General features: G+C 70.0%; 23 protein-coding genes. 15 read left to right on the top strand and 8 right to left on the bottom strand.

What is annotated here, in order from left to right; all coding sequences use genetic code 11:
• The first annotated feature begins 2 nt into the window (after window positions 1-2).
• From CRT23_RS17160 to CRT23_RS17150, 3 genes are read left to right on the top strand one after another with little or no spacing between them, the layout of a single operon-like run.
• Complete coding sequence (locus tag CRT23_RS17160) at window positions 3-938, top strand: DUF58 domain-containing protein (protein WP_103710643.1); 936 nt, start codon at window positions 3-5, stop codon at window positions 936-938.
• A 10-nt stretch (window positions 939-948) separates the two neighbouring features.
• Window positions 949-3,768: a DUF4159 domain-containing protein gene (locus CRT23_RS17155; RefSeq protein WP_103710642.1), complete on the top strand. Its 2,820-nt coding sequence runs from the start codon at window positions 949-951 to the stop codon at window positions 3,766-3,768.
• A 28-nt stretch (window positions 3,769-3,796) separates the two neighbouring features.
• Window positions 3,797-5,878 carry a hypothetical protein gene (locus tag CRT23_RS17150; protein ID WP_103710641.1) on the top strand — a complete coding sequence of 694 codons (2,082 nt, stop codon included), beginning with the start codon at window positions 3,797-3,799 and terminating at the stop codon, window positions 5,876-5,878.
• A 4-nt stretch (window positions 5,879-5,882) separates the two neighbouring features.
• Here CRT23_RS17150 and CRT23_RS17145 read toward each other — a convergent pair whose 3' ends face one another.
• The 6 genes from CRT23_RS17145 to CRT23_RS17120 form a co-directional block, all read right to left on the bottom strand.
• Complete coding sequence (locus CRT23_RS17145) at window positions 5,883-6,773, bottom strand: alpha/beta hydrolase (protein ID WP_103710640.1); 891 nt, start codon at window positions 6,771-6,773, stop codon at window positions 5,883-5,885.
• A gap of 45 nt (window positions 6,774-6,818) precedes the next feature.
• The gene (locus CRT23_RS17140) at window positions 6,819-7,322 is read right to left on the bottom strand and encodes an N-acetyltransferase (protein WP_103710639.1); all 504 of its coding nucleotides are present in this window, start codon (window positions 7,320-7,322) and stop codon (window positions 6,819-6,821) included.
• Window positions 7,319-8,422 carry a microcin C ABC transporter permease YejB gene (locus CRT23_RS17135; protein ID WP_103710638.1) on the bottom strand — a complete coding sequence of 368 codons (1,104 nt, stop codon included), beginning with the start codon at window positions 8,420-8,422 and terminating at the stop codon, window positions 7,319-7,321. Before CRT23_RS17135 ends, CRT23_RS17140 begins: the two co-directional genes overlap by 4 nt.
• Before the next feature lie 9 nt (window positions 8,423-8,431).
• Window positions 8,432-10,291: an extracellular solute-binding protein gene (locus CRT23_RS17130; RefSeq protein ID WP_103710637.1), complete on the bottom strand. Its 1,860-nt coding sequence runs from the start codon at window positions 10,289-10,291 to the stop codon at window positions 8,432-8,434.
• Window positions 10,288-12,171: an extracellular solute-binding protein gene (locus CRT23_RS17125; RefSeq protein ID WP_103710636.1), complete on the bottom strand. Its 1,884-nt coding sequence runs from the start codon at window positions 12,169-12,171 to the stop codon at window positions 10,288-10,290. The genes CRT23_RS17130 and CRT23_RS17125 overlap by 4 nt, the downstream gene beginning before the upstream one ends.
• A gap of 246 nt (window positions 12,172-12,417) precedes the next feature.
• Window positions 12,418-13,311, bottom strand: coding sequence for a cytochrome c family protein (locus CRT23_RS17120; RefSeq protein WP_103710635.1), 894 nt, complete (start codon window positions 13,309-13,311; stop codon window positions 12,418-12,420).
• A 370-nt stretch (window positions 13,312-13,681) separates the two neighbouring features.
• On the opposite strand from CRT23_RS17120, the gene CRT23_RS17115 reads away from it, so the two are divergent.
• The 5 genes from CRT23_RS17115 (at window position 13,682) to CRT23_RS28520 (ending at window position 17,669) form a co-directional block, all read left to right on the top strand.
• Window positions 13,682-14,425 carry a 3-deoxy-manno-octulosonate cytidylyltransferase gene (locus CRT23_RS17115; RefSeq protein WP_103710634.1) on the top strand — a complete coding sequence of 248 codons (744 nt, stop codon included), beginning with the start codon at window positions 13,682-13,684 and terminating at the stop codon, window positions 14,423-14,425.
• 24 nt (window positions 14,426-14,449) lie between these two features.
• Window positions 14,450-15,307 carry a prephenate dehydratase gene (locus CRT23_RS17110; RefSeq protein ID WP_055948280.1) on the top strand — a complete coding sequence of 286 codons (858 nt, stop codon included), beginning with the start codon at window positions 14,450-14,452 and terminating at the stop codon, window positions 15,305-15,307.
• 304 nt (window positions 15,308-15,611) lie between these two features.
• On the top strand, window positions 15,612-16,898 hold the full coding sequence (oxlT, locus tag CRT23_RS17105) for an oxalate/formate MFS antiporter (protein WP_103710692.1): 1,287 nt from the start codon (window positions 15,612-15,614) through the stop codon (window positions 16,896-16,898).
• A gap of 177 nt (window positions 16,899-17,075) precedes the next feature.
• Window positions 17,076-17,276, top strand: a complete 201-nt coding sequence (locus tag CRT23_RS17100; RefSeq protein ID WP_103710633.1) for a hypothetical protein — start codon at window positions 17,076-17,078, stop codon at window positions 17,274-17,276.
• A gap of 234 nt (window positions 17,277-17,510) precedes the next feature.
• Complete coding sequence (locus CRT23_RS28520; protein ID WP_156375529.1) at window positions 17,511-17,669, top strand: hypothetical protein; 159 nt, start codon at window positions 17,511-17,513, stop codon at window positions 17,667-17,669.
• 85 nt (window positions 17,670-17,754) lie between these two features.
• Here CRT23_RS28520 and CRT23_RS17095 read toward each other — a convergent pair whose 3' ends face one another.
• The gene (locus CRT23_RS17095) at window positions 17,755-18,480 is read right to left on the bottom strand and encodes a tyrosine-protein phosphatase (RefSeq protein ID WP_055948288.1); all 726 of its coding nucleotides are present in this window, start codon (window positions 18,478-18,480) and stop codon (window positions 17,755-17,757) included.
• A gap of 214 nt (window positions 18,481-18,694) precedes the next feature.
• On the opposite strand from CRT23_RS17095, the gene CRT23_RS17090 reads away from it, so the two are divergent.
• The 3 genes from CRT23_RS17090 to ppa all read left to right on the top strand — a co-directional run bounded on the left by CRT23_RS17090 (window position 18,695) and on the right by ppa (window position 20,280).
• The gene (locus tag CRT23_RS17090; protein ID WP_103710632.1) at window positions 18,695-19,201 is read left to right on the top strand and encodes a GNAT family N-acetyltransferase; all 507 of its coding nucleotides are present in this window, start codon (window positions 18,695-18,697) and stop codon (window positions 19,199-19,201) included.
• 76 nt (window positions 19,202-19,277) lie between these two features.
• Window positions 19,278-19,607: a hypothetical protein gene (locus tag CRT23_RS17085; protein ID WP_103710631.1), complete on the top strand. Its 330-nt coding sequence runs from the start codon at window positions 19,278-19,280 to the stop codon at window positions 19,605-19,607.
• A gap of 124 nt (window positions 19,608-19,731) precedes the next feature.
• Complete coding sequence (gene ppa, locus CRT23_RS17080) at window positions 19,732-20,280, top strand: inorganic diphosphatase (RefSeq protein WP_055948297.1); 549 nt, start codon at window positions 19,732-19,734, stop codon at window positions 20,278-20,280.
• A gap of 84 nt (window positions 20,281-20,364) precedes the next feature.
• Here the strand turns inward: ppa and CRT23_RS17075 are convergent, their stop codons facing one another.
• Window positions 20,365-21,621 (bottom strand): FAD-dependent monooxygenase, encoded by a 1,257-nt coding sequence (locus CRT23_RS17075; RefSeq protein ID WP_103710630.1) that lies wholly within the window; start codon window positions 21,619-21,621, stop codon window positions 20,365-20,367.
• Window positions 21,622-21,910: 289 nt separating this feature from the next.
• Here CRT23_RS17075 and tesB point away from each other — a divergent pair, with 289 nt between their 5' ends.
• The 4 genes from tesB to CRT23_RS17055 all read left to right on the top strand — a co-directional run.
• Complete coding sequence (gene tesB / locus CRT23_RS17070) at window positions 21,911-22,789, top strand: acyl-CoA thioesterase II (protein WP_103710629.1); 879 nt, start codon at window positions 21,911-21,913, stop codon at window positions 22,787-22,789.
• A 343-nt stretch (window positions 22,790-23,132) separates the two neighbouring features.
• On the top strand, window positions 23,133-23,471 hold the full coding sequence (locus tag CRT23_RS17065; RefSeq protein ID WP_055948310.1) for a P-II family nitrogen regulator: 339 nt from the start codon (window positions 23,133-23,135) through the stop codon (window positions 23,469-23,471).
• A gap of 90 nt (window positions 23,472-23,561) precedes the next feature.
• Window positions 23,562-25,067, top strand: coding sequence for an ammonium transporter (locus tag CRT23_RS17060; RefSeq protein WP_055948313.1), 1,506 nt, complete (start codon window positions 23,562-23,564; stop codon window positions 25,065-25,067).
• Between the two features lie 344 nt (window positions 25,068-25,411).
• Window positions 25,412-26,717: DNA translocase FtsK 4TM domain-containing protein (locus CRT23_RS17055; protein WP_181017376.1), on the top strand; the 1,306-nt coding region annotated here is incomplete at its 3' end.

Genomic DNA, 26,717 nt, shown 5'->3' with positions numbered 1-26,717 from the left:
GCATGGTGATTCCCCGGCCCGGCGGCGGCGCCACCCAGGTCCTCGACCGGAGCGCACGCAATCCCGGACGCCGCGAGACCGAGAGCGCGCTCGCCCTGGCCGAGCGCATGCCGCGCCTGATTCTCGAATCCCGCCGGGTGTCCTCGACCCTGGCCCACGGCATCCACGGACGCCGCCGGGCCGGGCCGGGTGAAAGCTTCTGGCAGTTCCGGCCCTTCGTCGCCGGCGAGGCCGCCGCGCGCATCGATTGGCGCCGCTCGGCCCGGGACGACCGGCTCTACGTGCGCGAGCGCGAGTGGGAAGCCACTCACAACATCTGGTTCTGGATCGACCGCTCGGCCTCGATGGGCTTCGCCTCGCACCTGGCGCAGGCGCCCAAGGTCGAACGCGCGCTGGTGCTCGGCTTCGCCCTGGCCGACGCTCTGGTCGAGGGTGGCGAGCGCACCGGCTTGCTCGGCCTCACCCGGGCCACCGCCTCCCGTCGCATCGTCGAGACCATGGCGCAGGCCCTCGTCGCCGATGGCAGGGGACAGGACGACGACGCTCCGCCGCCGGCCACGCCGGGTCGGTTCGACGAGGCTGTGCTGATCAGCGACTTCCTGTCGCCGCCCGATGCCGTGAAGGCGTCGGTGGACCGGCTCGCCGGCCGGGGCACCCGTGGCCACCTCGTGATGATCGTCGACCCGGTGGAAGAGACCTTCCCGTTCACGGGGCAAGCGGTCCTGCACGACCTGGAATCGAAGCTCAGCCTCAATGTCGGCGATGCCGGTGCCTGGGGCGAGGCCTACCGGATCCGGATCGCCGCCCATCGCGATCGCCTCGCGGAGATCGCCCGGTCCCAGGGCTGGACCTTGACGATCCATCGCACCGACCGTCCGGCGAGCGAGGCGGCCCTGCGCCTCCTGACCCTCGTCGCCGCGGCGCGCGGGACCGGCTGAGGATCGCCGCATGCTCGGATTGCCCCTCACCTTCGCCGCGCCCCTGGCGCTCGCCGCGCTCGTGGCCTTGCCAGCTCTCTGGTTCCTGCTGCGGGTGACCCCGCCGCGGCCGCGACGCATCGATTTCCCCCCTCTGCGAATCATGGCCGATCTGCTGGGCAAGCGCGAGACGCCGGCCCGGACGCCGCCCTGGCTGCTGATCCTGCGCCTCCTCGCCGCCGCCTGCCTGATCCTGGCGGTCTCCGGCCCGGTCTGGAATCCGTCCGGTACGGGTGCCGCCACGGGGCGCACGCCGCTCCTCGTCGTCCTCGACAACGGGTTCACCGCCGCCCACGATTGGCGCGACCGCCTGCGGGTGGCCACCGACACGATCGAGAGCGCGGCCCGCGACGGCCGGCCTGTGGCGGTGGCGGCCCTGGCCGAGCCGGCCGCAGCCCTGGAGGCCAAGGTCCCGGCCGCCGCCCTCGAGCGCCTGCGCGCCATCGCGCCGCGTCCGCATCTCGCCGACCGTGCCGCGCACCTCGCATCGCTCACCGCCTTCCTCGAGCGTAGCCCCGGCACGGCGATCCTCTGGATCAGCGACGGGGTCGCCGGCCCGGGCGAAGAGACGTTCGGCAAGAGCTTCGCCGAGCTCGTCGGCCGGACCGACGCTTCGCTGACGATCCTGAAGGCCGACCAGCCGCCGGCGCTCGCGCTCTCGGCCGCCGAAGCCAGCGGCCAGCTCACCGCCCATGTCCTGCGGGCGGCACCGAACGGCCGCGACACCGGTCTCGTGCGTGCCGTCGACCAGAAGGGCCTGCCCCTGGCCGAGCATGCCTTCACCTTCGGACCGGAGGCCACCGAGGCCGAGGTCGGTTTCGACCTGCCGGTGGAGCTGCGCAACAGCATCAGCCGGATCGAGGTGGCGGCGGAGCGCTCGGCCGGCGCCGTCACCCTGGTGGACGAGCGCGGCAAGCGCCGTCGCGTCGGCCTCGTCTTCGGCGGGACCAGCGACCAGGCCCAGCCGCTGCTGGCGCCGACCTACTACCTGTCGCGCGCGCTCAGCCCCTATGCCGACATGCAGGAGCCCCGGGGCGCCAAGGGCATCGCGGAATCCATCGGACAGCTTCTCGACAACCAGGTCTCGGTCCTCGTCCTCGCCGATGTGGGCGCCCTCGACGGTCCGACCCTCGTCCGCGTCGAGCAGTTCGTCGACGAGGGCGGCCTTCTGCTGCGCTTTGCCGGGCCGCGCCTCGCCGCCGGCAACGATCCCCTGGTGCCGGTGCGCCTGCGCCGTGGCGGCCGCACCCTCGGCGGCACGCTCTCCTGGGACCGCCCCAGGACCCTGGCGCCCTTCGCCCCCGAGAGCCCCTTCGCCGGCCTGACCCCGCCGGCCGATATCGGCGTGCGCCGGCAGATCCTGGCCGAGCCCGACGGCGACCTGCCGGGCCGGACCTGGGCGTCCCTCCAGGACGGCACACCCATCGTCACGGCCCAGAAGCGCGGCCAGGGCCTCGTCGTGCTGTTCCACGTCACCGCCGACACGACCTGGTCGAATTTGCCCCTGTCGGGCCTGTTCATCGACATGCTGCGCCGGGTGGTGAATCTCGCGGGCGCCAAGGCGCTGCCGGCGGGCGATGCCGCCGCACGGGCCACGGCCGTGCTGGCGCCGCGCCTCACCCTCGACGGGTTCGGGGCCCTCGGGGCGCCGCCGGCCGGCGCCACCGCTGTCTCCGCCGACGAGACCGGCCCGGCGACCCTGGAGCACCCGCCGGGCTTCTACGGCCCGGCCGACGGCGGCATCGCCGTCAACGCCCTCGTGACGGCGGACCGGTTGAAGCCCCTCGATTTCGGAGCCCTTTCCGGCGCCCGCCTCGGCTCGCTCGCCGGTGCCGAGACCCTCGACCTGCGCGCCACCCTCTTCACCCTGGCCCTGATGCTCCTCATCCTCGACACCCTCGCGGGCCTCTGGCTCGGCGGCTTCCTGCGGCGCGGACGGGGCTTCGTCTCGCGCCCGGCCGCGCTCTTCTTCGCCGGCCTGGCGCTCGGCGCGCTGGTCGGTACGCCCGGTCCGGTCCAGGCCCAGCCGGCTCCGCCGGTGCGTGCGGGCGCCTTCGACTCGGCCCTCGCCACCCGGCTCGCCTACGTCGTCACCGGCGACGAGGCGGCGGACACGGCGAGCCGGGCCGGTCTCTCCGGCCTGACCCAGATGCTGGCGAGCCGCACCGCCCTGGAGCCTGGCGACCCGATCGGGATCGACCCCGCCAAGGACGAACTCGCTTTCTACCCGCTGATCTACTGGCCCATCGTCGCCGGGCGGCCACAGCCGAGCGAGACCGCGATCCGGCGCATCGACGCCTTCATGCGCAACGGCGGCACCGTGATCTTCGACACCCGTGACGCGCTCACCGCGCGGCCGGGCGGCCCGCCGACGCTGGAGGGGGCGTATCTCCGCAAGATGCTGGCGACCCTGGAAGTGCCCGAACTCGAGCCGGTGCCGCCCGACCACGTGCTGACCAAGGCCTTCTACCTCGTCGACAACTTTCCGGGCCGCTACGCCACCGGCCAGACCTGGGTCGAGACCCTGCCGCCGGCCGGGGAGGGCTCCGAGCGCCGTCCCGCGCGGGCCGGCGACGGCGTCTCGCCCATCGTCATCACGAGCAACGATCTCGCCGCCGCCTGGGCGGTGGGCAAGCGCGGCGAACCGCTCTACCCGATCGTCGGCGGCGACCAGCGCCAGCGCGAGATGGCCTTCCGCGGCGGCATCAACTTCGTGATCTACACCCTGACCGGCAACTACAAGGCTGACCAGGTCCACGTCCCGGCACTGCTGGAGCGGCTGGGCCAGTGACGCACCCCGCACCGGAGGCCCCGCGCCCATGCTGAGCCTCAGCTTCACCCCCCTGGTGCCCTGGCCGGTGCTGATCGGCTTCGGCGTGCTCGTCGTGATCTTCGCCGTGCTGGCCTTCCTGGCGCGCGGACGCACCGCGATCCTGCGGGCGCTCGCCCTGGCCCTGGTGCTCCTGGCGATCGCCAACCCGTCCCTGGTGCGCGAGGACCGCGAGCCGGTGAAGGACATCGCCGCCATCGTGGTCGACCGTTCGGGCTCGCAGGCCCTCGGCGACCGGCCGGCCATGACCGATGCGGTCCGCGCCGAGTTGCAGCGCCGCTTCGGGGCACTGACCAACATCGAGCCGCGCTTCATCGACGTGCCCGATGCCAAAGAGGGCGACGAGGGCACCCGGCTGTTCACCGCCCTGTCGCAGGCGCTGGCCGACGTGCCGGCCGAGCGCCTCGCGGGCGTCGTCATGCTCACCGACGGCGTGGTCCACGACATCCCGACCTCGGTGGCGGCCCTGGGCCTCAAGGGACCGCTCCACGTCCTCGTCACCGGCCATCCGGACGAGCGCGATCGCCAGATCAAGCTGATCGAGGCACCGCGTTTCGGCATCGTCGGGCGCGACCTGACCATCCGGGCCGAGGTGATGGAGCGCGGTGGCACCGGCAGCGCCACCGTCACCGTGCGCCGCGACGGCGAGGACGTCGGACGTCGGACCTTCCCCACCGGCCAGCCTTTCTCCCTGACCATGCGGATCGAGCATGGCGGGCCGAACGTGGTCGAGATCGAGGTGGAGCCGCTTCCGGGCGAGCTCACCACGATCAACAACCGCGCGGTCCTGCCCATCGAGGGCATCCGCGAGAAGCTGCGGGTGCTCCTCGTCTCGGGCGAGCCCCACCAGGGCGAGCGCACCTGGCGCAACCTCCTGAAGTCCGATGCCAACGTCGACCTCGTGCACTTCACCATCTTGCGGCCGCCCGAGAAGCAGGACGGCACACCGATCTCCGAACTCTCCCTGATCGCCTTCCCGACGCGCGAGCTGTTCGTCCAGAAGATCAAGGACTTCGACCTGATCATCTTCGACCGCTACGCCAACCAGAGCGTGCTGCCCTCGGCCTATTTCGACAACATCGTCCGCTACGTCCGCGAGGGCGGCGCCCTGCTGATCGCGGCCGGCCCCGAATTCGCCTCGCCCTCTAGCCTGTCGCGGACGCGCCTGTCCGCGATTCTACCGGGCGAGCCCAACGGGCGGGTGGTCGAGCAACCCTACAAGGCGAGCCTCACGGGCGTCGGCAACCGCCATCCCGTCACCCGGGCATTGCCCGGCTCCGAGGCCTCGCCCCCCGCCTGGGGCGACTGGCTGCGCATCGTCTCCGCCCAGGTGAAACCCGGCATCCAGCCGATCCTGCAGGGCCCGGACGCCCTGCCGCTCCTGGCCCTGTCGCGCGAGGAGAAGGGGCGGGTGGCACTGCTCCTGTCCGACCATGCCTGGCTCTGGGCTCGGGGCTATCAGGAGGGCGGGCCGTATCTCGACCTGCTGCGCCGACTGGGTCACTGGCTGATGAAGGAGCCGGCCCTGGAGGAAGAGGCTCTGCGGGCCCAGACCACCGGCCACGGCCGGGAGGTCCGCGTCGAGCGCCAGACCATGGCCGACACGGTGGAGCCCGTCACCGTGACGGGCCCGACCGGCAACCAGCGCACCCTGACCCTGACGCCCGGCGAACCGGGCCTGTTCGCGACGACCTTCGAGGCTGCCGAACTGGGCCTGCACACCCTGCGTTCGGGCAATCTCGTCGCCTTCGTCAGCGTCGGTCCGCCGAATCCGCGCGAGCTCGCCGACGTCTTCAGCGACACCGAGCGCCTCAAGGCCCTGGCCGAGGGCACCGGCGGCTCGATCCGCCGCGTGGCGGAGACCGGCGGCATCGTGGTGCCGCGCCTGCAGTCGGTTCGCAGCGGCCGCCTCAGTGGTGCCGACTGGATCGGCTTCCGCCCGAGCGACAGCGCCAACATCCGCGGCGTCGAGGTCTATCCCCTGGCCCTCGGGCTGTGGGCGTTGGCCGCCCTGGCGGCCGCCGTGCTGGCGATGTGGCTCGTGGAGGGTCGGCGCGGCCGGGCGGCCTGAGCGCTTAATCCGGCAGCCGCTCGAAGAACCGGGCGATCGCGGCGGCTGCCCGGTCGGGGTCCTCCCGGTGCGGGAAGTGGCCGAGGCCCGGGAAGGGCGCGAAGTCGAGGTCCGCGAAGGTCTCGCCGAGGCGGTCTGTCCAGGCGAGGGGGAACAGCGGGTCGGAATCGCCCCAGCGGATGCCGGTCGGGACGGTGATCGGCGGCAGGGACGGAGCCTCGCCGCGGATCATGGCCAGGCGCCCGGCCTGCGCGCTGACGTACCAGTTGAAGCCACCCTGCAGGTTGCCGGGCGCCAGGAAATTGTCGACGAAGGCCTCCAGCACGTCGTCGAAGGCGGCCGGGTTGCCGCCGGCCCAGTGGCGCAGGAAGTGTCCGATATAGAGCCGGCAGCCCTCGCGCGAGGCCCCGACCTGTGCGGCCGCGAAGGGCTTCACGTGGTAGGACTGGTACCAGATTTCGGCGAGCATCTCGGGGACGGCGAGGCGCGGCCCGATCCCCGGATAGGGGCAGTCGAAGGTGAAAAGCCCGGTCAGGCGCTCCGGCACCGTCCGACCCAGGACCTGCACGACGGAGGCTCCGACGTCGTGGCCGACGATGCCGGCCCGGGCGATGCCGAGGGCATCGAGCAGCGCGACGATGTCGGCGGCATGCACGTCGGCGCCGGCTTTGTCGGAGGGCTGGAGATCGGGCTTCTGGCTGTCACCGAAGCCGCGCAGATCCGGCGCGATCAGCTCGAAGCGGTCGGCGAGGCGCCGCATCACCGGCTCCCAGGTCAGCCAGAATTCCGGCCAGCCGTGCAGCAGGACCAGCGGGCGGCCGCGCCCGAGCCGCGCCACGTGGAGCGCGATGCCGTTCGCCGTGATCGTGTCGTGCCGAATCGCAGAAGTGTCCATCGGAGTGCCGTCCCTGCCGGCGCCGGGTCGGCGCCCTCGGCGGGGTCAACGCCGGCGGAGGGCGGTGACGTTCCCGGAGATCGTCGCGGCCGCGCCGGGCCGGAGCTCGCGCCAGAGGAAGCGGGCCGGGTCGACGGGGGAAGGCGGGACGAGGCGTCCGGGCGGGATCGGCGCGAAGCCGAAGCGCCGGTAATAGGGCGCGTCGCCGATCAGAAGGACGAGGCCGTGGCCGGCGGCCGTCGCCACGTCGAGGCAGGCCGTCATCAGGGCGGCGCCGATGCCACGCCCCTCGAAGCTGGGATCGACCGTGAGGGGGCCGAGCACGAGAAGGGGATCGCCCGCCTCGGCCGGTCCCACCCGCACCGAACCCACGAGGTAGGTCGCCACCAGGGCGGTGAAGCAGAGCTCCGCGACGGGTGCGGTTCCCTCCCGCAGGCGGTAGGCGGTGCGGGCGAAGCGGCCGGGGCCGAAGGCGCGGGCATGGAGTCGCTCGATCGCCTCGGCGTCGCCCGCGTGTTCGTGCCGGATGATGAGGGGGAGGGTGGTCACGTCGCCCGCGCCGAGAAGTCGATACGCGGGTCGATCCAGGTGTAGATCAGGTCGGAGAGCAGGTTCACCGCCAGCCCGAGCAGGGAGAAGATGTACAGGGTCGCGAACACCACGGGGTAGTCGCGTCCAACGATCGAGGTGAAGGACAGGAGTCCGAGACCGTCGAGGGAGAAGATCGTCTCGATCAGCAGCGAGCCCGTGAAGAAGGCCGAGATAAAGGCCGCCGGGAAACCGGCGATGACGATGAGCATGGCGTTGCGGAAGACGTGGCCGTAGAGCACCCGGCGCTCGGACAGGCCCTTCATCCGGGCCGTGAGGACGTACTGCTTGCGGATCTCGTCGAGGAAGGAGTTCTTGGTCAGCAGGGTCGAGGTCGCGAAGGCGCCGAGCACCAGGGCCGCCAGCGGAAGCGTCATGTGCCAGGCGTAGTCGACCACCTTGCCCCAAAAGCTCAAGGACTCGAAGTTCTCGCTCGTCAGGCCCCGGATCGGGAAGATCTGCGCGAAGGAGCCGCCCGCGAACAGGATGATCAGTGCGATACCGAAGAGGAAGCTCGGGATCGCGTAGCCGATGATGACCACGGTCGAAGTCCAGAGATCGAAGCGCGAGCCGTCATGCACCGCCTTGCGGATGCCCAGCGGAATCGAGATCGCGTAGGAGATCAAGGTCATCCAGAGACCCAGCGAGATCGACACCGGCAGCCGCTCGCGGATCAGCTGCAGCACCGATACATCGCGAAAATAGCTGTTGCCGAAATCGAACCGGACATAGTCCCAGATCATCTTGGCGAAGCGCTCGGGTGCCGGCTTGTCGAAGCCGAATTGCTGCTCGAGCTTCTTGATGAAGGCCGGGTCGAGCCCCTGCGCGCCGCGGTAGCGGGCACTCGCCTCGCCCCCGCCGCCGCTGCGTGCGGCGCCGCCGAGGTCGCCGGCCCCCCCGGTCACCCGCGACAGGCTGCCCTCGTTCTGGCCCTGGAGCTGGGCCAGCACCCGCTCCACCGGGCCTCCGGGGGCGAACTGGACGATGACGAAGGTGATGAGCATGATCCCGAAGATCGTCGGGACCATGAGCGCGATGCGGCGCAGGATGTAGCCGAGCACGGGTGTCCCTCAGGTTCGGCCGATGCGCCGGGCCTTGGCGGCATCGTACCACCAGACGTTCGGCACGCCGAGATCGTAGGTCGGTCCCTTGGCCGGGCGACCGTAGACGTCCCAGAGGGCCAGCCGGTGATCGGCCTTGTACCACATGGGCACCCAGTAGCGCCCCGCCCGCAGCACCCGGTCGAGGGCGCGCGCGGCGTGGATCATGTCGGCGCGGGAGGTGGCCTCCGTGACCTTCTCGATCAGCGCGTCGATGGCGGGGCTCGCGATGCCCGCGAGGTTGTTCGCGCCGGGCGTACCGGCTGCGCGGGACCCATAGGCCTCGCGGAGTTCGGGCCCCGGCGTGAGCCCGCTGGCGAAGCGGCGCGCCGTGAGGTCGAAGTCGAAATCCTTGACCCGGGCCTGGTACTGCGAGGGATCGACCAGCCGGATGCTGGCGCGGATGCCGATCAGGCCGAGATTGCGGATGAAGGGCTGCGTCACCGGCTGGAACACCGGGTCGTTGTCGAGGAACTCGATCTCCAGCGGCTTTCCGGAGGCTAGGCGGATCACGCCGCCGTCGCGGGTGCAGCCGGCCTCCCGCAGCAGGGCCACGGCGCGGCTGAGCAGGGCGCGGTCCTGGCCCGACCCATCGGAACTCGGCGGGCTCCAGGCCTCGCCCAAGACCTCCGCCGGCAGGTCCCCGCGCATGGGATCGAGGAGGGCCAGTTCCTCCGGCGCCGGACGGCCCGTGGCCTTCAGGTCCGAGTTCTCGAAATAGGAGGCCGTGCGGATGTAGGCGCCGTACATCAGGTTGGCGTTCGACCAGTTGAAGTCGAAGCACAGGCCGATCGCCTCGCGCACCCGGGGATCGCGAAAGGCTTCGCGGCGGGTGTTCATCCACCAGCCCTGGGTGCCCGACGGACGGGCATCGGGCACCACCTCCTTGCGGACGCGGCCCTCCTGCACGGCGGGAAATTCGTAGCCCGTGGCCCAGACCCGGGCGGTGAACTCCTCGCGGAAGGTGAAGGCGCCGCCCTTGAAGGCCTCGAACGCGACCTGGCGATCGCGGAAATACTCGTACCGGATGGCGTCGAAGTTGTTCTGCCCGACATTCACCGGCAGCTCTGCGCCCCAGTAATCCTTCACCCGCTCCAGTTCGATGAAGCGCCCCGCCTCCACGCGACTGACCTGATACGGCCCGGAGCCGAGCGGCGGCTCCAGGGAGGAGGCCTCGAAATCGCGGTTGGCGTAGTAGGCGGCCGAGAACACCGGCAATGTGGCGACGAAGAGGGGTAGGTCGCGGCTGCGGCCGGGGGCGAAGCGCAGGGTCACCGTGGCGTCGTCCTCGGCGATGGCCTCGGCGAGATCGCGGATCACCTGCGAGATCTCGGGGTGGCCCTTCTCCTTCAGCAGGCGCAGCGACGTCGCCACGTCGTGGGCGGTGAGGCGAGAGCCGTCGTGGAAGCGGGCCTGCGGCCGCAGGGCGAAGCGATAGCGCAGCCCGTCCTCGGAGATCTCGACCGAGCGGGCGAGGAGCCCGTAGAGCGCGTCCGGCTCGTCGAGGGCGCGGACCATGAGCGAGTCGAAGGTCAGGTTCATGCCGGCGGCGCCGTCGCCGCGCAGGACGTAGATGTTCAGGGTGTTGAAGGTGTCGGAGGCCTGATTGCCCAGAGTCGAGGCGATTTGCGCCGAGAAGCGGCCTCCTCGCGGCGCATCCGGATTGACGTAGTCGAAGTTCGGGAAGTCGGCCGGGTATTTGAGGTCGCCGAAGCTCGACAGGCCGTGGCTGGTGCGGGCCGCCGCTCGGGCCGGGGGCGCCAGCACCAGGGTCGCCCCGAGGGCACCGGCGCCCGCGACGACCGCGCGCCGGGTCGGCCCGACGCTCATCGCGGTGCCCCGGTCTTGGCCGCCAGCGTCTCGTCGTACCACCAGGTCGCGGGGAAGCCCGAGCTGCCGTATTTCGGCAGCACCGCCGGATGCCCGAAGCGATTCCAGCGCAGGGTGCGCGAGACGTTCGAGCCCCATTGCGGCACGACGAAGTTGTGGGCCAGCAGCACCCGGTCGAGGGCGTGGGTCGCCGACAGCACGCCGGGGCGGTCCTTGGCGAAGATCACCTTCTCGATCAGGGCATCGATGGCCGGGTCCTTGATGCCGATCAGGTTGCGCGAGCCGGCCTTGTCGGCGGAGGCCGAGCCCCAGTACTCGCGCTGCTCGTTGCCGGGCGAGAGGGATTCCGGCCACGAGCTCGTGGTGATGTCGAAGTCGAAGGCCCGCAGGCGATTCTGGTACTGAGCCTGGTCGATGACCCGCAGGGAGCTGTTGATGCCGATGAGCTTCAGCTGCGCCGCGTAGGGCAGCACGACCCGTTCGAACACGCTCTGGAATTCCAGGAACTCGACGCTGAGCGGTTCACCGCTCTTCACGTCGGTCATCTGGCCGTTGCGCAGCTCGTAGCCGGCCTGCTTGAGGAGGCCGACGGCCTCGCGCAGGTTGGCCCGCACCGCGTCGGGCGTGCCGTTGACGGGATTGGCGTAGGGCGTGGTGAAGACCGAGGCCGGGACCTTGTCCTTTACACTCTCCAGGATCGACAGCTCGTCGCCCTCCGGCAGGCCGGACGAGGCCAGCTCCGAGCCGAAATAATAGGAGTCGATCCGCTTGTAGAGGCCGAAGAACAAAGACCGGTTCATCTCCTCGAAGTTCATCGCGAGGTTGAAAGCCCGGCGTACCCGCGGATCGGCGAACTTCGCCCGGCGGGTGTTCAGCACGAAGGCCTGCATGTTGCCGTTGCCGCGATCGGGGAACTCCTCCTTGATCAGGCGGCCCTCCTTCACGGCGGGGAAGGTGTCGTAGGCCGTGGCCCAGTTGCGCGCCACGTTCTCGGCGCGGAAGTCGAACAGATCGCCCTTCAGCGCTTCGATCAGCACCGTCGCATCGCGGAAGTACTCGTTCCGCATGGTGCCGAAGTTGTTGCGACCGACATTCACGGGCAGGTCCTTGCCCCAGTAGTCCGCGACGCGCTCGTAGGTGGCGCTGCGCCCGGCCTCGAACTTCGCCAGGCGGTAGGGGCCCGAGCCGAGGGGGATCTCCAGCGTGGTCTGGGTGACGTCGCGCGGCCGCCCCTGCGCGTCCTTGCCCGTCCACCAGTGCTTGGGCAGCACCCGCAACTGGCCGAGCACCTGCGGCAGCTCGCGGTTGCCCGCCTCCGAGAAGGTGAACGTCACCTCGCGCGGGCCGGTGACGGCGGCCTTGGTCACGGTCTGATAGTAGGCCGAATAGAACGGACTGTTCGCCTTCAGGATGTCGAAGGACCAGACCACGTCCTCGGGCGTCACCGGCTGGCCGTCATGCCAGCGGGCCCCCTCGCGCAGGCGGTAGGAGACCGCGGACAGGTCGTCGGCGAGGCGCACGCCATCGGCCAGGAGGCCGTAGGAGGTGAATGGCTCGTCGGCGGATTCCGTCATCAGGGTATCGTAGATCTGGACGATCCCGCCCTCGAGGTCGCCCTTCAGCCCCGACACCACGTAGTTGAAGTTGTCGAACCCGCCCTGGGCGCCGAGGCGTACGAGTCCACCGGTCGGCGCGTTCGGGTCGGCATAATCGAAATGCTTGAAGTCGGGACCGTATTTCGGCTCACCCATCAGTGTGATCGCGGGCATCCAGGCGCCTCTCGGCGTGGCGGATTCCGGATCGGGGGCGGCCCGGGCGGGCAGGCCACAGGCCAGGAAGGCGAGGGCGGCGACGAGGCGTCCGATCAGGGCAATGCGCATCACAGGCAGGCGGTCTCCGGATTCCGGGGTCGCGGTCCCGCCGCCTCACCGGCGACGGCAGGCGGGTGTTCTAGGACGGACCGGCCGCGAACGCCAAGCGGGCGCGTGCGCGCAGGAAGCGATGGGCGCGCGTGCGTAGGAACTTGAGTCCGTGTCGCCGCGGTCTGGACCAGCAAACGAAAAGGCCGGGCGATGGCCCGGCCTTTTTGCGTCCGTGAGTGGCTTCGGTTCTCGCCGAAGACCGACCTACGGCTGGGCCGGCTTCTCGGCCGGGAGAGTGGTGGCCGGGGCAGGCGGCGCGGCGGGGGCGGCCCCGACCGGCGTGTCATCGGCAGGCTTCACCGAGGCCGGCTTGTTCGCCTCCTCGCCCGCGACGGTTGGCTTGGCGGCCGTCGCCGGGTTGGCGACCTCCGGCTTCTGATCCTCGGTCGCCTTGGAGGCGTCCGCGGGCTTCGGCGCCTGCTCGCGCCGGACCTCCGCCGCGGGCTTCGACTCGGGGTTGGGCTTGGCATCGGCCGGCTTCGCTTCGGCAGGCTTGGCATCCCCGGTCTTGGCAGCAGCCGGCTGGGCTTCGGCGGGCTTGTCGCCCTCGGCCTTCTTCTCCGCGGCCGGCAGCGGCGCCGGGGTATCGGCGAGGCTGCGCAGGTAGAGGATGACGTCGGCGCGCTCGGTCGGCGAGGTGATGCCGGCGAACGCCATCTTGGTCCCAGGGACGTAGCCCTTCGGATTGGTCAGGAAGTGATCGAGCTCGTCATAGGTCCAGGTGCCGCCCTTCTCCTTGAGCGCGGCCGAGTACTCGAAGCCGGGCTCGTGGGCCCGCTGGCGATCGACGACGCCCCAGAGATGCGGCCCGACCTTGTTGGGGCCGCCCTTCTCGAAGCTGTGGCAGGAGGAGCACTTCTTGGCCGCGGCCTGACCCTTGTCGACGGTGGCGCTGGCCAGACGGATCGGCAGGGGCTCGGCCTTCGCCTCGGGCGCGGCGCCGCCGGCGGCCTTCGCCTGCGGCTCGGGCAGGGCATAGCCGGCATTGCCGGCAGGCTTGGGATGATAGATCAGCTCGGCGACGAAGCCCGACCCCACGGCGAACAGCAGCGCGCCGAGCGCGGCACCCGCAACCTTGTTCAGCTCGAAAGAGTCCATTCTCGACAACTCCGGTGCGGCCGGCCTGAGGGGGAGAATTCAGGGCGAAGTCCAGCGCGTGCCTGTGCCGGACTTTGGAAACGGTCGAGGGTGCTTAGCCGCTGAAGCCCGACCTTGACAATGGTCGAGTCGCGCTTCGCGTAGTCGCAGACCGGCAGGTGTCGCCGCCATCCCTCACTTCTTCAGACGCGGGCGGGCGCATCCGGTTCCCACGCCGGCGGACGCGGTCCCCGCGGCCCGGCGAGACACCTCTGGCAAGACACGCTCGGGAAGACACGCTCGGCAAGGCACCTCCGCCACGACACGCCCGGCATGACAACTCGGGGCGTCGCTGGTAAGCACCGGCCCAGCCGGAGCAGGGTCCAGACCGATGTCCGATCCCATCGTCCTCATTCCCGCGCGCATGGCCGCGACCCGCCTGCCCAACAAGCCGATGGCCGACCTCGCCGGGGAGCCGATGATCGTGCACGTCTGGCGCCGCGCCGTGGAGGCCGGTATCGGCCCCGTGGTGGTCGCCACCGACACGCCCGCCATCGTCGAGACCATCGAGGCCGTGGGCGGCTTGGCGGTCCTGACCCGGGCCGACCATCCCTCCGGCTCGGATCGCCTGGCCGAGGCCCTGGAGATCATCGATCCGCACGGCAACCACGACGTGGTGGTCAACGTCCAGGGCGACCTGCCGACCATCGATCCAGGCATCATCGGCGCGGCGATCCTGCCGCTGGCAGACCGCTCCGTCGACATCGCCACCCTCTGCGCCATCATCACCGAAGAGTCCGAGCGGCGTGACCCCAACGTGGTCAAGCTCGTCGGCCACATCGTGGGCACCCGCCGTCTGCGCGCGCTCTACTTCACCCGCGCCGAGGCGCCCTGGGGGGAGGGGCCGCTCTACCATCACATCGGCCTCTACGCGTATCGCCGGAAGGCGCTCGCCCGCTTCATGGCCCTGCCGCCCGGCGAGCTCGAGACCCGCGAGAAGCTGGAGCAGCTCCGCGCCCTCGAGGCCGGGATGCGCATCGACGCCATCGTCGTCGACGACCTGCCGCTCGGCGTCGACACCCCCGCCGACCTGGAACGCGCCCGCGCCATCCTGTCGGCCCGCCGCCTGAACTGAAGCGCCTCGGAAAGACCAGCCCGCATGCCCCAGCACATCGTCTCCTACCAGGGCGAGCCCGGCGCGAACTCCCACATCATCTGCGCTCAGGCCTACCCGGACTGGACGCCGCTGCCGTGCCCGACCTTCGAGGATGCCTTCGCGGCCGTGAAGGAGGGTCGTGCGACGCGGGCGATGATCCCCATCGAGAACTCGATCGCCGGCCGGGTGGCGGATATCCACCACCTGATCCCGACCTCGGGCCTGCACATCGTGGCCGAGCACTTCCTGCCGATCCACTTCCAGCTGATGGTCCTGCCCGGCACGCCGGTGGAGCAGATCCGGACGGTGCACAGCCATGTCCATGCCCTGGGACAATGCCGCAAGATCATCCGGCGCCTCGGCGTGCGCCCCATCGTGGCCGGTGACACGGCCGGAGCCGCCCGCGAGGTGGCGGAGGCGGGTGATCCCACGCGCGGTGCCCTGGCTCCCGCTCTCGCCGCCGAGGTCTACGGCCTCGACATCCTGGAGCACGATGTCGAGGACGAGAGTCACAACACCACCCGCTTCGTCGTGTTCTCGCCGGAGCCGGAGCCGGTCTCGCCCGAGGCGGGCCCGATGGTCACCAGTTTCGTGTTCCGGGTCCGCAACATCCCGGCGGCCCTCTACAAGGCGCTGGGCGGCTTCGCGACGAACGGCGTCAACATGTCGAAGCTCGAGAGCTACATGGTCGACGGCCAGTTCGTCGCGACCCAGTTCTACGCCGAGGTGGATGGCCATCCGGAGGAGCCGGGCCTGTCACGCGCCCTGGCCGAACTCGGATACTTCTCGCGGGAATTGCGGATCATCGGGACCTACCCGGCCCATCCCTACCGGGAGGCGAGCCGCATCGCCGCGGAATAGGAACTCCGTCCCGCCGGGCTATTGACCAGAGCATGACCGCATTGGGGCCGGCGCCAGCCGTGCCTCCGGAAACCCTCGCCGCCGCCGCCGCGCGGGCTGAGCCCTCGCGTCCGGCGACCAGCACCCGACGCACCGCCGCGCGCCAACAACCTGCAGGATGATACACGCCTGCAGTCGCTGAAGGGGGTTCCGCTACCTCCCCACGTCCGAAACGACATTTCATTCCCTGGTATATTGCATACAACGAATTTTGGTGCATGCTGGCGGCATCGGTGTGAACAATCCGATCAAGAAGGAATTCGGGATGGAACGTCTGGACTCACCGTCCGCCAAATGGTGGCAACTCGCCTTCGGCGTGCTCTGCATGGCGATGATCGCCAACCTTCAATACGGGTGGACGCTGTTCGTCGACCCCATCGACACCAAGTTTCACTGGGGCCGGGCGGCGATCCAGTTCGCGTTCACCATCTTCGTTGCGACCGAGACTTGGCTGGTGCCGGTCGAAGCCTGGTTCGTCGATCGCTACGGCCCGCGCATCGTGGTCTGCTTCGGCGGTATCATGATCGCCCTGGCGTGGTTCCTGAACGCCCACGCCGATTCCCTCTTCCTTCTCTACGCGGCGGCGGTCATCGGCGGCATCGGTGCCGGATCCGTCTACGGCACCTGCGTCGGCAACGCCCTGAAGTGGTTCCCCCATCGCCGCGGCCTCGCCGCCGGCGCCACCGCGGCCGGCTTCGGTGCGGGCGCGGCCGTCACGGTGATCCCGATCGCCAAGATGATCGCCACCAGCGGCTACCAGGACGCGTTCCTGTTCTTCGGGCTGGGTCAGGGGGCCATCGTGGTCCTGCTGTCGTTCTTCCTGCGGAAGCCGTCTCAGGCGGTACCGGTCCAGCGCAAGACTCTGCGCCTGCCGCAGGCCAGGCTCGATCGCACGCCGCGCGAGGTCGTGCGCACCCCCGTCTTCTGGCTGATGTACGTGATCTTCGTGATGGTCGCCTCCGGCGGACTGATGGCGGCGGCGCAGATCGCCCCGATCGCCCACGACTTCAAGGTCGCCGACGTGCCGGTGAGCCTGTTCGGTCTGCAGATGGTGGCGCTCACCTTCGCGATCTCCCTCGACCGCATCTTCGACGGCTTCGGGCGCCCGTTCTTCGGCTTCATCTCGGACAATATCGGGCGTGAGAACACGATGTTCATCGCCTTCTCGATCGCCGCCCTGGCGATCATCACCCTGCTGACCTACGGCACGAATCCGCTGATCTTCGTCTTCGCCACGGCGGTGTATTTCGGGGTCTTCGGCGAGATCTACTCGCTGTTCCCGGCCACCTGCGGCGACACCTTCGGTTCGAAGTTCGCCACGACGAATGCCGGCCTGCTCTACACTGCGAAGGGCACTGCCTCGTTCCTGGTGCCGATCGCCAGCATCATCTCCGCCAAGTACGGCTGGTCGGCGGTGTTCTCGATCATCATCGGCCTCAATGTGGTTGCGGCAATCCTGGCAATGTTCGTGCTCAAGCCCCTGCGCCTGCGCTTCCTGAATGACGAGACCGTCGCGACCCCCGTCGCGGCCCGGCCTGTGCAAGCGGCCTGACAGGCGGATTGTCCCGCGTGAGACGAGCCCAACCCGGGCTCGTCCACAGGCGCTCCCTCCGCGGCGGACCGACCCAGGGAGTGCCGACGTCCGACCGGCCGAACGTGCGCCGATCGGGCGAAGAAGCGAACGGATGGCCGGCCCGAATGCGAGGTTGCCTATGAACCGAGGTTGTCCATGAACATTGCGGCGGCACTCACCCTTCAGACGCTCCCCTTCGCCGGCATCGTTCTGGCGGGTCGCGAAGACAAGGATCTCTTCGCGGTCGTGTATCTCGGTGCGGTTGGATTGATCCTGACGCTGATCATCCTCACGGGCGAAAGTCCAAGCTACGTTTCGTCCTTCGCGGCGGATCTCGAAAGTCTGTCGATCAACTGATTGCTGCGTTGCGAAAACTATCGGTTCGAGGATGGAGTCTTACCGCAGAGGTTGGGTGAGCCTTGCAGAACTGAGGGTTGAGCGATGCGGAGATTGCGGGGCGAGAGCGGCCCCGACCGCCGATCCGCGGGAAGCTCTGCGTCGGCCGCATGAGTGGTGTGTAGAATTTGGTATACCAAGGAAAATGGTGCAGTGCCATATCTGGCTCAACGCAACCGCCCTGGAACACACCCGATGATCGCTCTTCTCGTTGTCGCCGCCGCCGCTCTCAACGTCTCGCTGGTCTTCGTGGCTGCCAATCTCCTGACCCCGAAGAACGGTCCGCTCTCCAATTCCGGCCGCTTCATCGCCAGCAACGAGAACGCCCCGTCGACGATCCGTCTCGCCGCCTAAAGCGACCCTGCCGGGCGCCTGCGCCCCGGCTTACGGTTCGTCGAAAGCCCGCCCGGCTCGGCCGCGGCGGGTTTTTCGTGTCGGGCTATTCGCGCTTGATGATCCGGTCCACCACGAGGTCGGACCAGAAGCCGGGGCGGAACGTGCGCTTCAGCGCTTCCGCATCGTACTCGGTCTCGACCCAGGTCAGGAAATCCAGGCCCTTGGGCTCGCCCTCCCGGCGGTAGAGCGCGAAGAACGCGTCGAGGATCCCGGTCTTGGCGAACCGGAAATGGCCGTAGCGGGCCGAGAGCTGGCCCATGGCCTCCGAGACCGGCAGGCCTTCGTGCAGGATGAGGTAGAGCGCCGCCGCGAGGCCGGCGCGGTCTGCGCCGGATTTGCAGTGCATCATCGCCGGGTACTCGACCCCGTCGAAGAACGCCTTGGCGGCCAGGATGGTCTCCCGCGAGGGGGCCTCCCGCGAGCGCAGCACGAACTCCACCAGCGTCAGGCCCTGCCGTTCGCAAGCCTCGCGCTGGAGCGGCCAGGACCCGTGCTCGCGTCCGCCCCGCAGGGAGATCACGGTGCGAACCCCCTGGCGCTTGAACCAGGCCAGTTGGTGCGGCGTCGGCTGGGCCGAGCGCCAGAGCTTGCCCGCGCCGATCCGGTGGCGGTTCAGGTAGGCCAAGCGGAACACGCCGTGATCCACCAGCAGCATGTTCGCCCAGGCTTTCGCCCGCGAGACCGGGCCGGCGATCGGGCGCTCGAAGCGCGCGATCCGCGCCATGCGCCGGGCGTAGCGGGTCTCGTACGAGAGGAAACGGTTGAACACGGGGACGGGGGACCGGTCTGGCGGAAAAGGGGGAGGGTTTGATCTACCAGTGCGCGGCGGCCGCGGCAAACGCGCTGTGGAGCGCGGGGAGCAACCGGCATCGCGCTTGCGTTGGTCCCCGTCGCCTTGTCTTCGCCCGGATCGTCGCTTCCGATGCGGGGGTCGACACCGATTGCGAACCGTCCATCGTCCTCATCGAGCGCGGGGATCCGTCATGCGAACGAGCACCACCAGCATTCGCCGCGCCCGTCCGGCCGACGCCGACCCCTTGGCAGACCTGTTCGATGAGACCTGGCGCGAGGCTTACCGGGGGATCATCCCTGGGGTCGCCCTGGAGCGGATGATCTCGCAGCGCAGTTCGCAGTGGTGGCTCGGGGCCACCCAGCGCAGCCGGCCCCTCGTGGTGGTCGAGCAGGAGAGCAGCATCGTCGGCTACGCGGTCTACGGACCGGCGCGGGGCCGCATTCTCCAGGCCCCCGGCGAGATCGACGAACTCTACATCCGCCCGGCCTACCAGGGTCTCGGGCTCGGACGCCGCCTGTTCCGGGCGGTCTCCAACGACTTGGCCGATCACGGCCTGGCCCGGGTCGGGGTCTGGTCGCTCGAGGGGAACGAGCGGGCCTGCGCCTTCTACACCGGGCTGGGCGGCATCGCGATCGGCCAGGCCATCGACCGGATGGCCGGAACGGTTCTGCCCAAGGTCGGTTTCCGCTTCAGCTGACTTCGCCGAAGCCTGCGCCGCCCCCCGCGGTCCGGTCCGGCGGATCGGATCCTCGGGCGGGCGAGCGGGACGACGGATGCGCGTGACGGCAGCGGATTGGGACAGGCGGGTCACGGATCTCAGCGCGAAGCTGCCGGACCGCATCCGCCGCGCCGTGGATTGGCTGCGCGAGCCGTCGCGGTTCTGGGTTCGCCTCCTGGCTGCGATCCTGTTCATCCTCGGCGGCATCTTCTCGATCCTGCCGATCCTCGGCCTCTGGATGCTGCCCGTGGGCCTCGCTCTCCTGAGCCAGGACGTGCCCGCCCTGAAGGTGCCCCTGGAGCACGCGGCCCGCTGGATCGAGCGCATGGTCCGGCGCCTCGTCGCGGCCTGGCGCAGGCGTTTCGGCTCGTCCGACCGCTCCTGAGGCGTACCCGACAATTTCGTGCAAACGTCGCCCCCTGCCGCACGATGCGATTTCCTTCGCGGCGGAAGGGCCTTAAGACACCCGGCAACGGGGCCGTGACGCCCCTGCTTCCGGGAGCACACCTATGATCATCGACGCGGTCTCGATTGGCAAGAATCCGCCGGACGACGTGAACGTCATCATCGAGGTTCCGATCGGTGGTGACCCGATCAAGTACGAGATGGACAAGGAGGCCGGCGCCCTTGTAGTCGATCGCTTCCTCTATACGGCGATGCACTACCCGGGCAATTACGGCTTCATCCCGCACACCCTGTCGGGTGACGGCGACCCCTGCGACGTGCTGGTGGCCAACACCCGCGCCATCGCCCCCGGCGCCATCATCAGCGCCCGTCCGATCGGCGTCCTCGTGATGGAGGACAATTCCGGCGAGGACGAGAAGATCATCGCCGTGCCGTCGCGCCACCTGACCATGCGCTACGACCGGATCGAGAACTACACCGACCTGCCCGACATCACGATCCACCAGATCCAGCACTTCTTCGAGCACTACAAGGATCTGGAGCCCGGCAAGTGGGTCAAGATCAAGCGCTGGGGCGGCAAGGAAGAGGCGCATCGCCTGATCCTCGAGGGCATCGAGCGGGAAAAGGCCAACAAGGCCGCCAAGGGCAAGTAACGGGCCCCGGCACGCCGTCTTCGGCGCGTGAGCAGTCCCATTGCGGCGGTCCTTTCCCGAGGGAAGGGGCCGCCGTTTCGCGTCTCAGAGTGCCTCGTCGCGCATCAGGCGTGGCTGCGGCCCGCGCGCGGCGGCCGCCTCACCGATGAAGAGGCGCTTCAAACCGGGAAGCCGGTCGACGAGGCCGAGGCCGAAATCGCGGACGAGGCGCAGCGGCATCACATCGTTGGAGAACAGGCGGTTGAGCCCGTCCGTCACCGCCCCCATCGCGACGGTGTCGAAGCGGCGCGCCCGCTCGTAGCGCTTCAGGACATCCGGGCTCCCCGGATCGAGGCCGAGGCGGAGAGCGTCGGTGACCGCCTCCGCCAGCACCGCGGCGCCGGCGAGGCCGAGGTTCAGCCCCTGGCCGGCGATCGGGTGGATGACGTGCGCGGCATCGCCCAGGAGCGCCAGGCGCTCGCCGCGGAAGCTGCGGGCCATGCCGAAGGCGAGGGGATGCGCGCTCGGGCCCCGCTCCAGTGCCAGGCGCCCGAGATTGAGGCCGAAGCGGCGCTCGATCTCGGCCAGGGTGTCCTCCGGTCCGCCGCCCGTCAGGGCCGGTACCTCGGCTGCCCGCTCCGTCCAGACGATGGACGAGCGGTGCCCGAGGGCGCCCCCGTCCACCAGGGGCAGGATGGCGAAGGGGCCGCTGGGCAGGAAGTGCTCGTAGGCCCGCCCCGCATGGTCGCGCTCGTGCCCGATCGTGGCGACGAGCCCCATCTGCGGATAGGACCAGCTGACCCAGCCGATCTTCGCGGCCTCGCGCAGGCGCGAACGGGCCCCATCCGCCGCGACCAGGAGCGCGGCTGGCAGTACGCGTCCGTCGCCGAGGGTGATGCGCGTCGTGCCGCCGGCCGGCAGAGCCTCGACGATGCCGGTGGGCTCGAACACCACCCCGGCCGCCTCGGCCGCCGCGAGCAGCGCGGCCACGAGGGGCTCGGCCTCGACCATATGGGCGAATGGGGCGCCGGCTTCCGCCTCCTGTGCGAAGGTCAGGAAGACAGGGCGCACCGGGTCTGACAGGCGACTGTCGCTCACCACCATGTCGTGGATCGGCTGCGCGGCGTCCTGCACCGCATCCCAGATGCCGAGGCGGGTGAACATGCGCCGCCCGCCGGCCGCCACCGCGTAGGCCCGCCCGGCATGGCGTGCGGCTCCGGCGCTGAGGCCGGGATCGCAGAGCGTGACCGTCAAGGCCGGGCCGTTGGCCTGGGCCAGCGCCAGGGCGAGCGTCAGCCCGGGAATGCCGGCGCCGGCGATGACCACGCTGCGCTGGTTTCCGCGCTTCTCCGATCCGTCCATGCCGATCCCCGCCACCCTCGCTGCCCGGGAGGGAGTGCCATTCCCCGGCGCCGGGGGCAACGCGCGGCGTTGGGGATCGAGCCCGCGCCATCGTCGCCGGGCCCGGTCGCCGAAACCGTCGCCGCACCTTGCCCGTCGCTTCTTGCCCTCCAATGCTGGCCCACAGATCCTGGCTGACTGATCCCGGCCGTCGCATCCTTGCCAGCGCGATGGTTCACATGTGAAGGATCGCCCGAGGCGCCGTGGCGTCCACGCGGCCCGGGGATCCCCGGGCAACCAGGGAAGCGGCATGACCGGCATCGTCACCGAACTCCTCGACATCCTCGACCTGAAGAGCCTGGAGCCGGACCTCTTCCGGGGCGAGAGCCTGCAGACGGGCTGGTTCCGGGTCTTCGGCGGGCAAGTGGTGGCGCAGGCGTTGGTGGCGGCGACCCGCACGGTGCCCGAGACCCGGCCGCCGCATTCGCTCCACGCCTACTTCCTCCTCGGCGGCGACCCGAAGGCCCCGATCGACTATGCGGTGGAGCGCATCCGCGACGGCCGCAGCTTCACCACGCGCCGCGTCGTGGCGCACCAGCACGGCCGGGCGATCTTCACGATGTCGGTCTCCTTCCACGACGCGGAAGCGGGCGCGACCCACCAGGCGACCATGCCGGACGTGGCTCCCCCGGAGGAGGTCCCGGAGGCGCCCGCTGCCACCGCCGACGCCGCCCGGCACGGGCTCGCGATCCCGGCGCCGATCCTGTCCTATTTCGGCCGGCGGCGGCCCATCGAGCTGCGGCCCGTCGAGATCGAGCGCTACCTGCGCCGGGCCCCGCGGGAGCCGCGCTTCCACGTCTGGATGCGGGCCGTCGACCGCCTGCCCGACGATCCGGCGATCCACCGCGCCGTCCTCGCCTACGCCTCCGACATGACGCTGCTCGACGCCACCCTGATCCCGCATGGGCAGACCGTGTTTGACCCGGAGATCCAGTCGGCGAGCCTCGACCACGCCCTGTGGTTCCACCGACCGTTCCGGGCCGACGACTGGCTGCTCTATGCCCAGGACAGTCCGAGTGCCGATGGGGCCCGGGGGTTCGCGCGCGGACAGATCTTCACGCGCGACGGCATGCTGGTGGCGTCCGTGGCCCAGGAAGGCATGATCCGGCCTCGCCGCACCGAGGCCTGACCGCGCCTGGTCGAAGCTGCAAGAGACGCTGCTTCGATGCACGAGTTGCCTGCGCCGGCAGCGTATTGCCTATTTTGCAGGCAAACTTGGCCGTGGAAACGCTGCGTCCTGAGTCAATGACCGGATACTTCTTGGGCAGATGCGCATCCGGCGAAAAAGTTCCGTTGGCATAGTCCTTGAATATGGGTGCCGGCGAACGGGTCGGAAGCGGCCCGGGCGCACCGGCCGGTCCGATCGTGTCGCGACGCTTGCGTGCGCCGGCCGGTGGCCTCCACGCGCGCATGTTTCTGTCCACCCGGTTCACCTCGTCGAACTCAACTCGTAGCTTAAGGGGGCGTCGCCCATGAAAATCGTGATGGCCATCATCAAGCCGTTCAAGCTGGAGGAGGTCCGCGACGCTCTGACCGGCATCGGCGTCCACGGCCTGACCGTCACCGAGGTGAAGGGCTATGGCCGGCAGAAAGGCCATACCGAGATCTACCGGGGCGCCGAGTACGCCGTGAGCTTCCTGCCCAAGCTCAAGATCGAGGTGGCTGTGGCCTCCGATCTGGTCGCCAGCGTGATCGACGCGATCGCGGCCGCCGCCCGCACGGGCCAGATCGGCGACGGCAAGATCTTCGTCGTGCCCCTCGAGAAGGCCGTCCGCATCCGCACCGGCGAGACCGACGTCGACGCCCTCTGAGGCGACCGCCTGTCCGGACGATCGCGTCCGGGCGCCCCTGACCTGTCCTCTTCACATCAGCATCGCACCGCGATCGGGAGTCTCGTTTCCATGAAACTTCGCAATGCCCTGGCGCTCGGGCTGGGGGGTGCCGCGCTGGCACTCCTGTTCATCGAGCCATCCCTTGCGCAGACGCCGACGGCGGAGGCCGTGCCGGCTGCCGCGAGCGCCGTGCCCGTTCCGAACAAGGGCGACACCGCCTGGATGCTCATCTCCAGCGCCCTCGTGCTGCTGATGGTCGTGCCCGGCCTGGCCCTGTTCTACGGCGGTCTCGTTCGCACCAAGAACATGCTGTCCGTCCTGACGCAGGTTTTCGCCATCGCCTGCATCTCCTGCCTGCTGTTCGTGATCTTCGGCTACAGCCTCGCCTTCACCAACGGCGGCGGTCTCAACGACTTCGTCGGCGGCCTGTCGAAGGCCTTCCTGAAGGGCATCGACCCGAATTCCACCGTCGCCACCTTCTCGAACGGTGTCGTGATCCCTGAATACGTCTACATCTGCTTTCAGATGACGTTCGCGATGATCACCCCGGCCCTCATCGTCGGCGCCTTCGCCGAGCGGATGAAGTTCTCGGCCCTGGTCGTGTTCATGATCCTCTGGACCACGCTGATCTACTTCCCGATGGCGCACATGGTCTGGTACTGGGGCGGCCCGGACGCGGTCGGCAACGCCGCCAAGGCGCTGGCCGCTGCCACCGACGACGCCTCGAAGGCGACCGCCCAGGCGGCCCTCGATGCGGTGAACGCCGATGCCGGTCTGCTCTTCAAGTGGGGCGCCCTCGACTTCGCCGGCGGCACCGTGGTGCACATCAACGCCGGGATCGCGGGCTTCGTCGGCTGCCTCATGCTCGGCAAGCGCATCGGCTACGGCCGTGACCTGCTGGCCCCGCACTCCCTGACCATGACGGCGATCGGCGCCTCGCTCCTCTGGGTGGGTTGGTTCGGCTTCAACGCCGGCTCGAACCTCGAGTCCAACGGCACCGCCGCCATGGCCATGCTCAACACCTTCGTGGCCACCGCCGCCGCAGCCCTCTCCTGGCTGTTCGTCGAGTGGATGCTGAAGGGCAAGCCCTCCCTCCTCGGCATGCTGTCGGGCGCCATCGCGGGCCTCGTGGCCGTCACGCCAGCCGCCGGCTTTGCCGGTCCGATGGGCTCGATCATCCTCGGCCTCGTCGCCGGCGCGGTCTGCTTCATCATGTGCTCTACGGTGAAGAACGCTCTCGGCTACGACGATTCCCTGGACGTCTTCGGCGTCCACTGCATCGGCGGCATCCTCGGCGCCGTCGCCACGGGCCTGCTCGTGAACCCGGACTTCGGCGGCGTCGGCCTGCCCGACTACACCTCCAAGCCCGGTGAACTCGCGGTCGGCGCCTACGAGACCAGCGCCGCGCTGATGAGCCAGATCAAGGCCGTCGGCTTCACCATCCTCTGGTCGGGCGTCGGCTCCGCCATCCTGTACAAGCTCGTCGATCTCACCATCGGCCTGCGCGTGACCCAGGACGAGGAGCGCGAGGGCCTCGACATCGCCGATCACGGCGAGCGCGCCTACAACTACTAAGCCGCAGCAACGAACGCCTCCGGCGCCCACGGGTGTCGGAAGGAAAGGCCCCGGTCCCCGTGACCGGGGCCTTTCTCGTTACGGGGGTCCGGTCGAGGCGGGCCGTCCGCAGACTTCGGGCGACGTTGCGGGGCCGCGAGGCGGGTCCGGCCCGGTGGCGCGCCATCGGCACGCCCAGCGCCCATCGCACCGGGATAACCCGAGGCAGGCACGATCCGAGGCAGGAACGACCCAACGAAGGACCGCATTGCGACGGAGCGCGAAGGGAAGTCTCAACCTTAGCTAGCCGTTAACTCCGCCGACGCTACCGTCACCGGACAGTTCCCCATCGTGTCTGGTACCGCATGCGCTCGCTTCGCCGTTCCGCATCGCCCTACGATACTTTCGTCGACAGCTTTCGCCCGTTCCTGGCCAAGCGAATGACAGAGTTGGGCGGTCTCGTGCTGTTTGCCGGTGCCACCGCGCTGACGGTCGCCCTGGCGACGTGGTCGATCGACGATCCGAGCCTCAACCACGCCACCGACCATGCGGCCCACAACGTCCTGGGCACCGGCGGGGCCGTCGTCTCGGACCTGGCGATGCAGCTCCTGGGACTCGGCTCCCTGGCCTTCGTGCTGCCCCCGGCGCTCTGGGGCATCCAGCTGATGCGCACGCGGGCGCTGCCCCGGGGCGGCCTGCGCCTGACCCTCTGGATCATCGGATTCTTCGCCGCGAGCGCGGTGGCGAGCGCGCTGCCCTCGACGGCGCGCTGGCCCCTGCCCACCGGTCTCGGCGGCGTCGCCGGCGACGCGTTGATGCATGCCGCCCGGATGATGCTCGGCATCGTGGCGACCCCGCTCCACGCCTTCGCGGGCTTCCTCTTCGCCGGAGTCGCGATCCTGTGCCTCACGGGTGCCTGCCGGGTCGGTGAGCTCGATACGGAGGATTTCGACGCCTACGATGCGCCGCCGGCCCCCGCGCGCCAGGCCGTGCGCGGCCGGCCCGATGCCAGCCATGACGGACGCTACGAGGATGACGAGCCGAGCCTCGGTATCGTTTCCCTCGGGGCGATGGCGCAGGCCCTGATGGGCGGGCGCGCGGCCCTGGCGGCGCGCCTCGCCGACTGGCGGGCCGAGCGCGCGGCGGCGGCCACCGCACTCGCCTATGCGGGTGCCTCGCCGGCCCTCGCGGCACAGCGCGCCTTCGCGGCGCCCGAAGACGCCCCCTGGGCGACCCACGCGCCCGATGCCCGGGTGGCCCCCTCGGACGGCCGGCGGGAGCCGGTCTTCGACGCGCCGCCGCAGGCGCCGTCCGCGACCCGGCGCCCCCCGCCGCCCGTGCACCACGACGACGAGGACGCCGACGACGCGGCCGATCTCGAGGCGCCTCCCGCCGAGGCCGCCGCGCCGGCGCGCTCCCGCGTGGCGCCCGCGGCCCCGGCGCCCGTCCCGGCCGCCCCCCGTCGCACGCCACCGCCCCAACCCCAGAACGCTGAGAACTACCGGCACCCCGCCCTGGAACTCCTCGCCGACCCGCCGCGGCTGCCCGCCTCCAGCCAGATCTCTTCGGAGGCCCTGGAGCAGAACGCCACCCTGCTGGAGGCCACCCTCAGCGACTTCGGCGTGCGCGGCGACATCCTGGCGGTGCGCCCCGGCCCGGTCGTCACCCTCT

Origin of the sequence: Methylobacterium sp. V23 (assembly GCF_002917135.1) — a bacterium.
Taxonomy (GTDB): Bacteria; Pseudomonadota; Alphaproteobacteria; order Rhizobiales; family Beijerinckiaceae; genus Methylobacterium.
The sequence above is the reverse complement of the archived record's forward strand: the minus strand, read 5'-3'. Positions and strand labels throughout refer to the sequence as shown.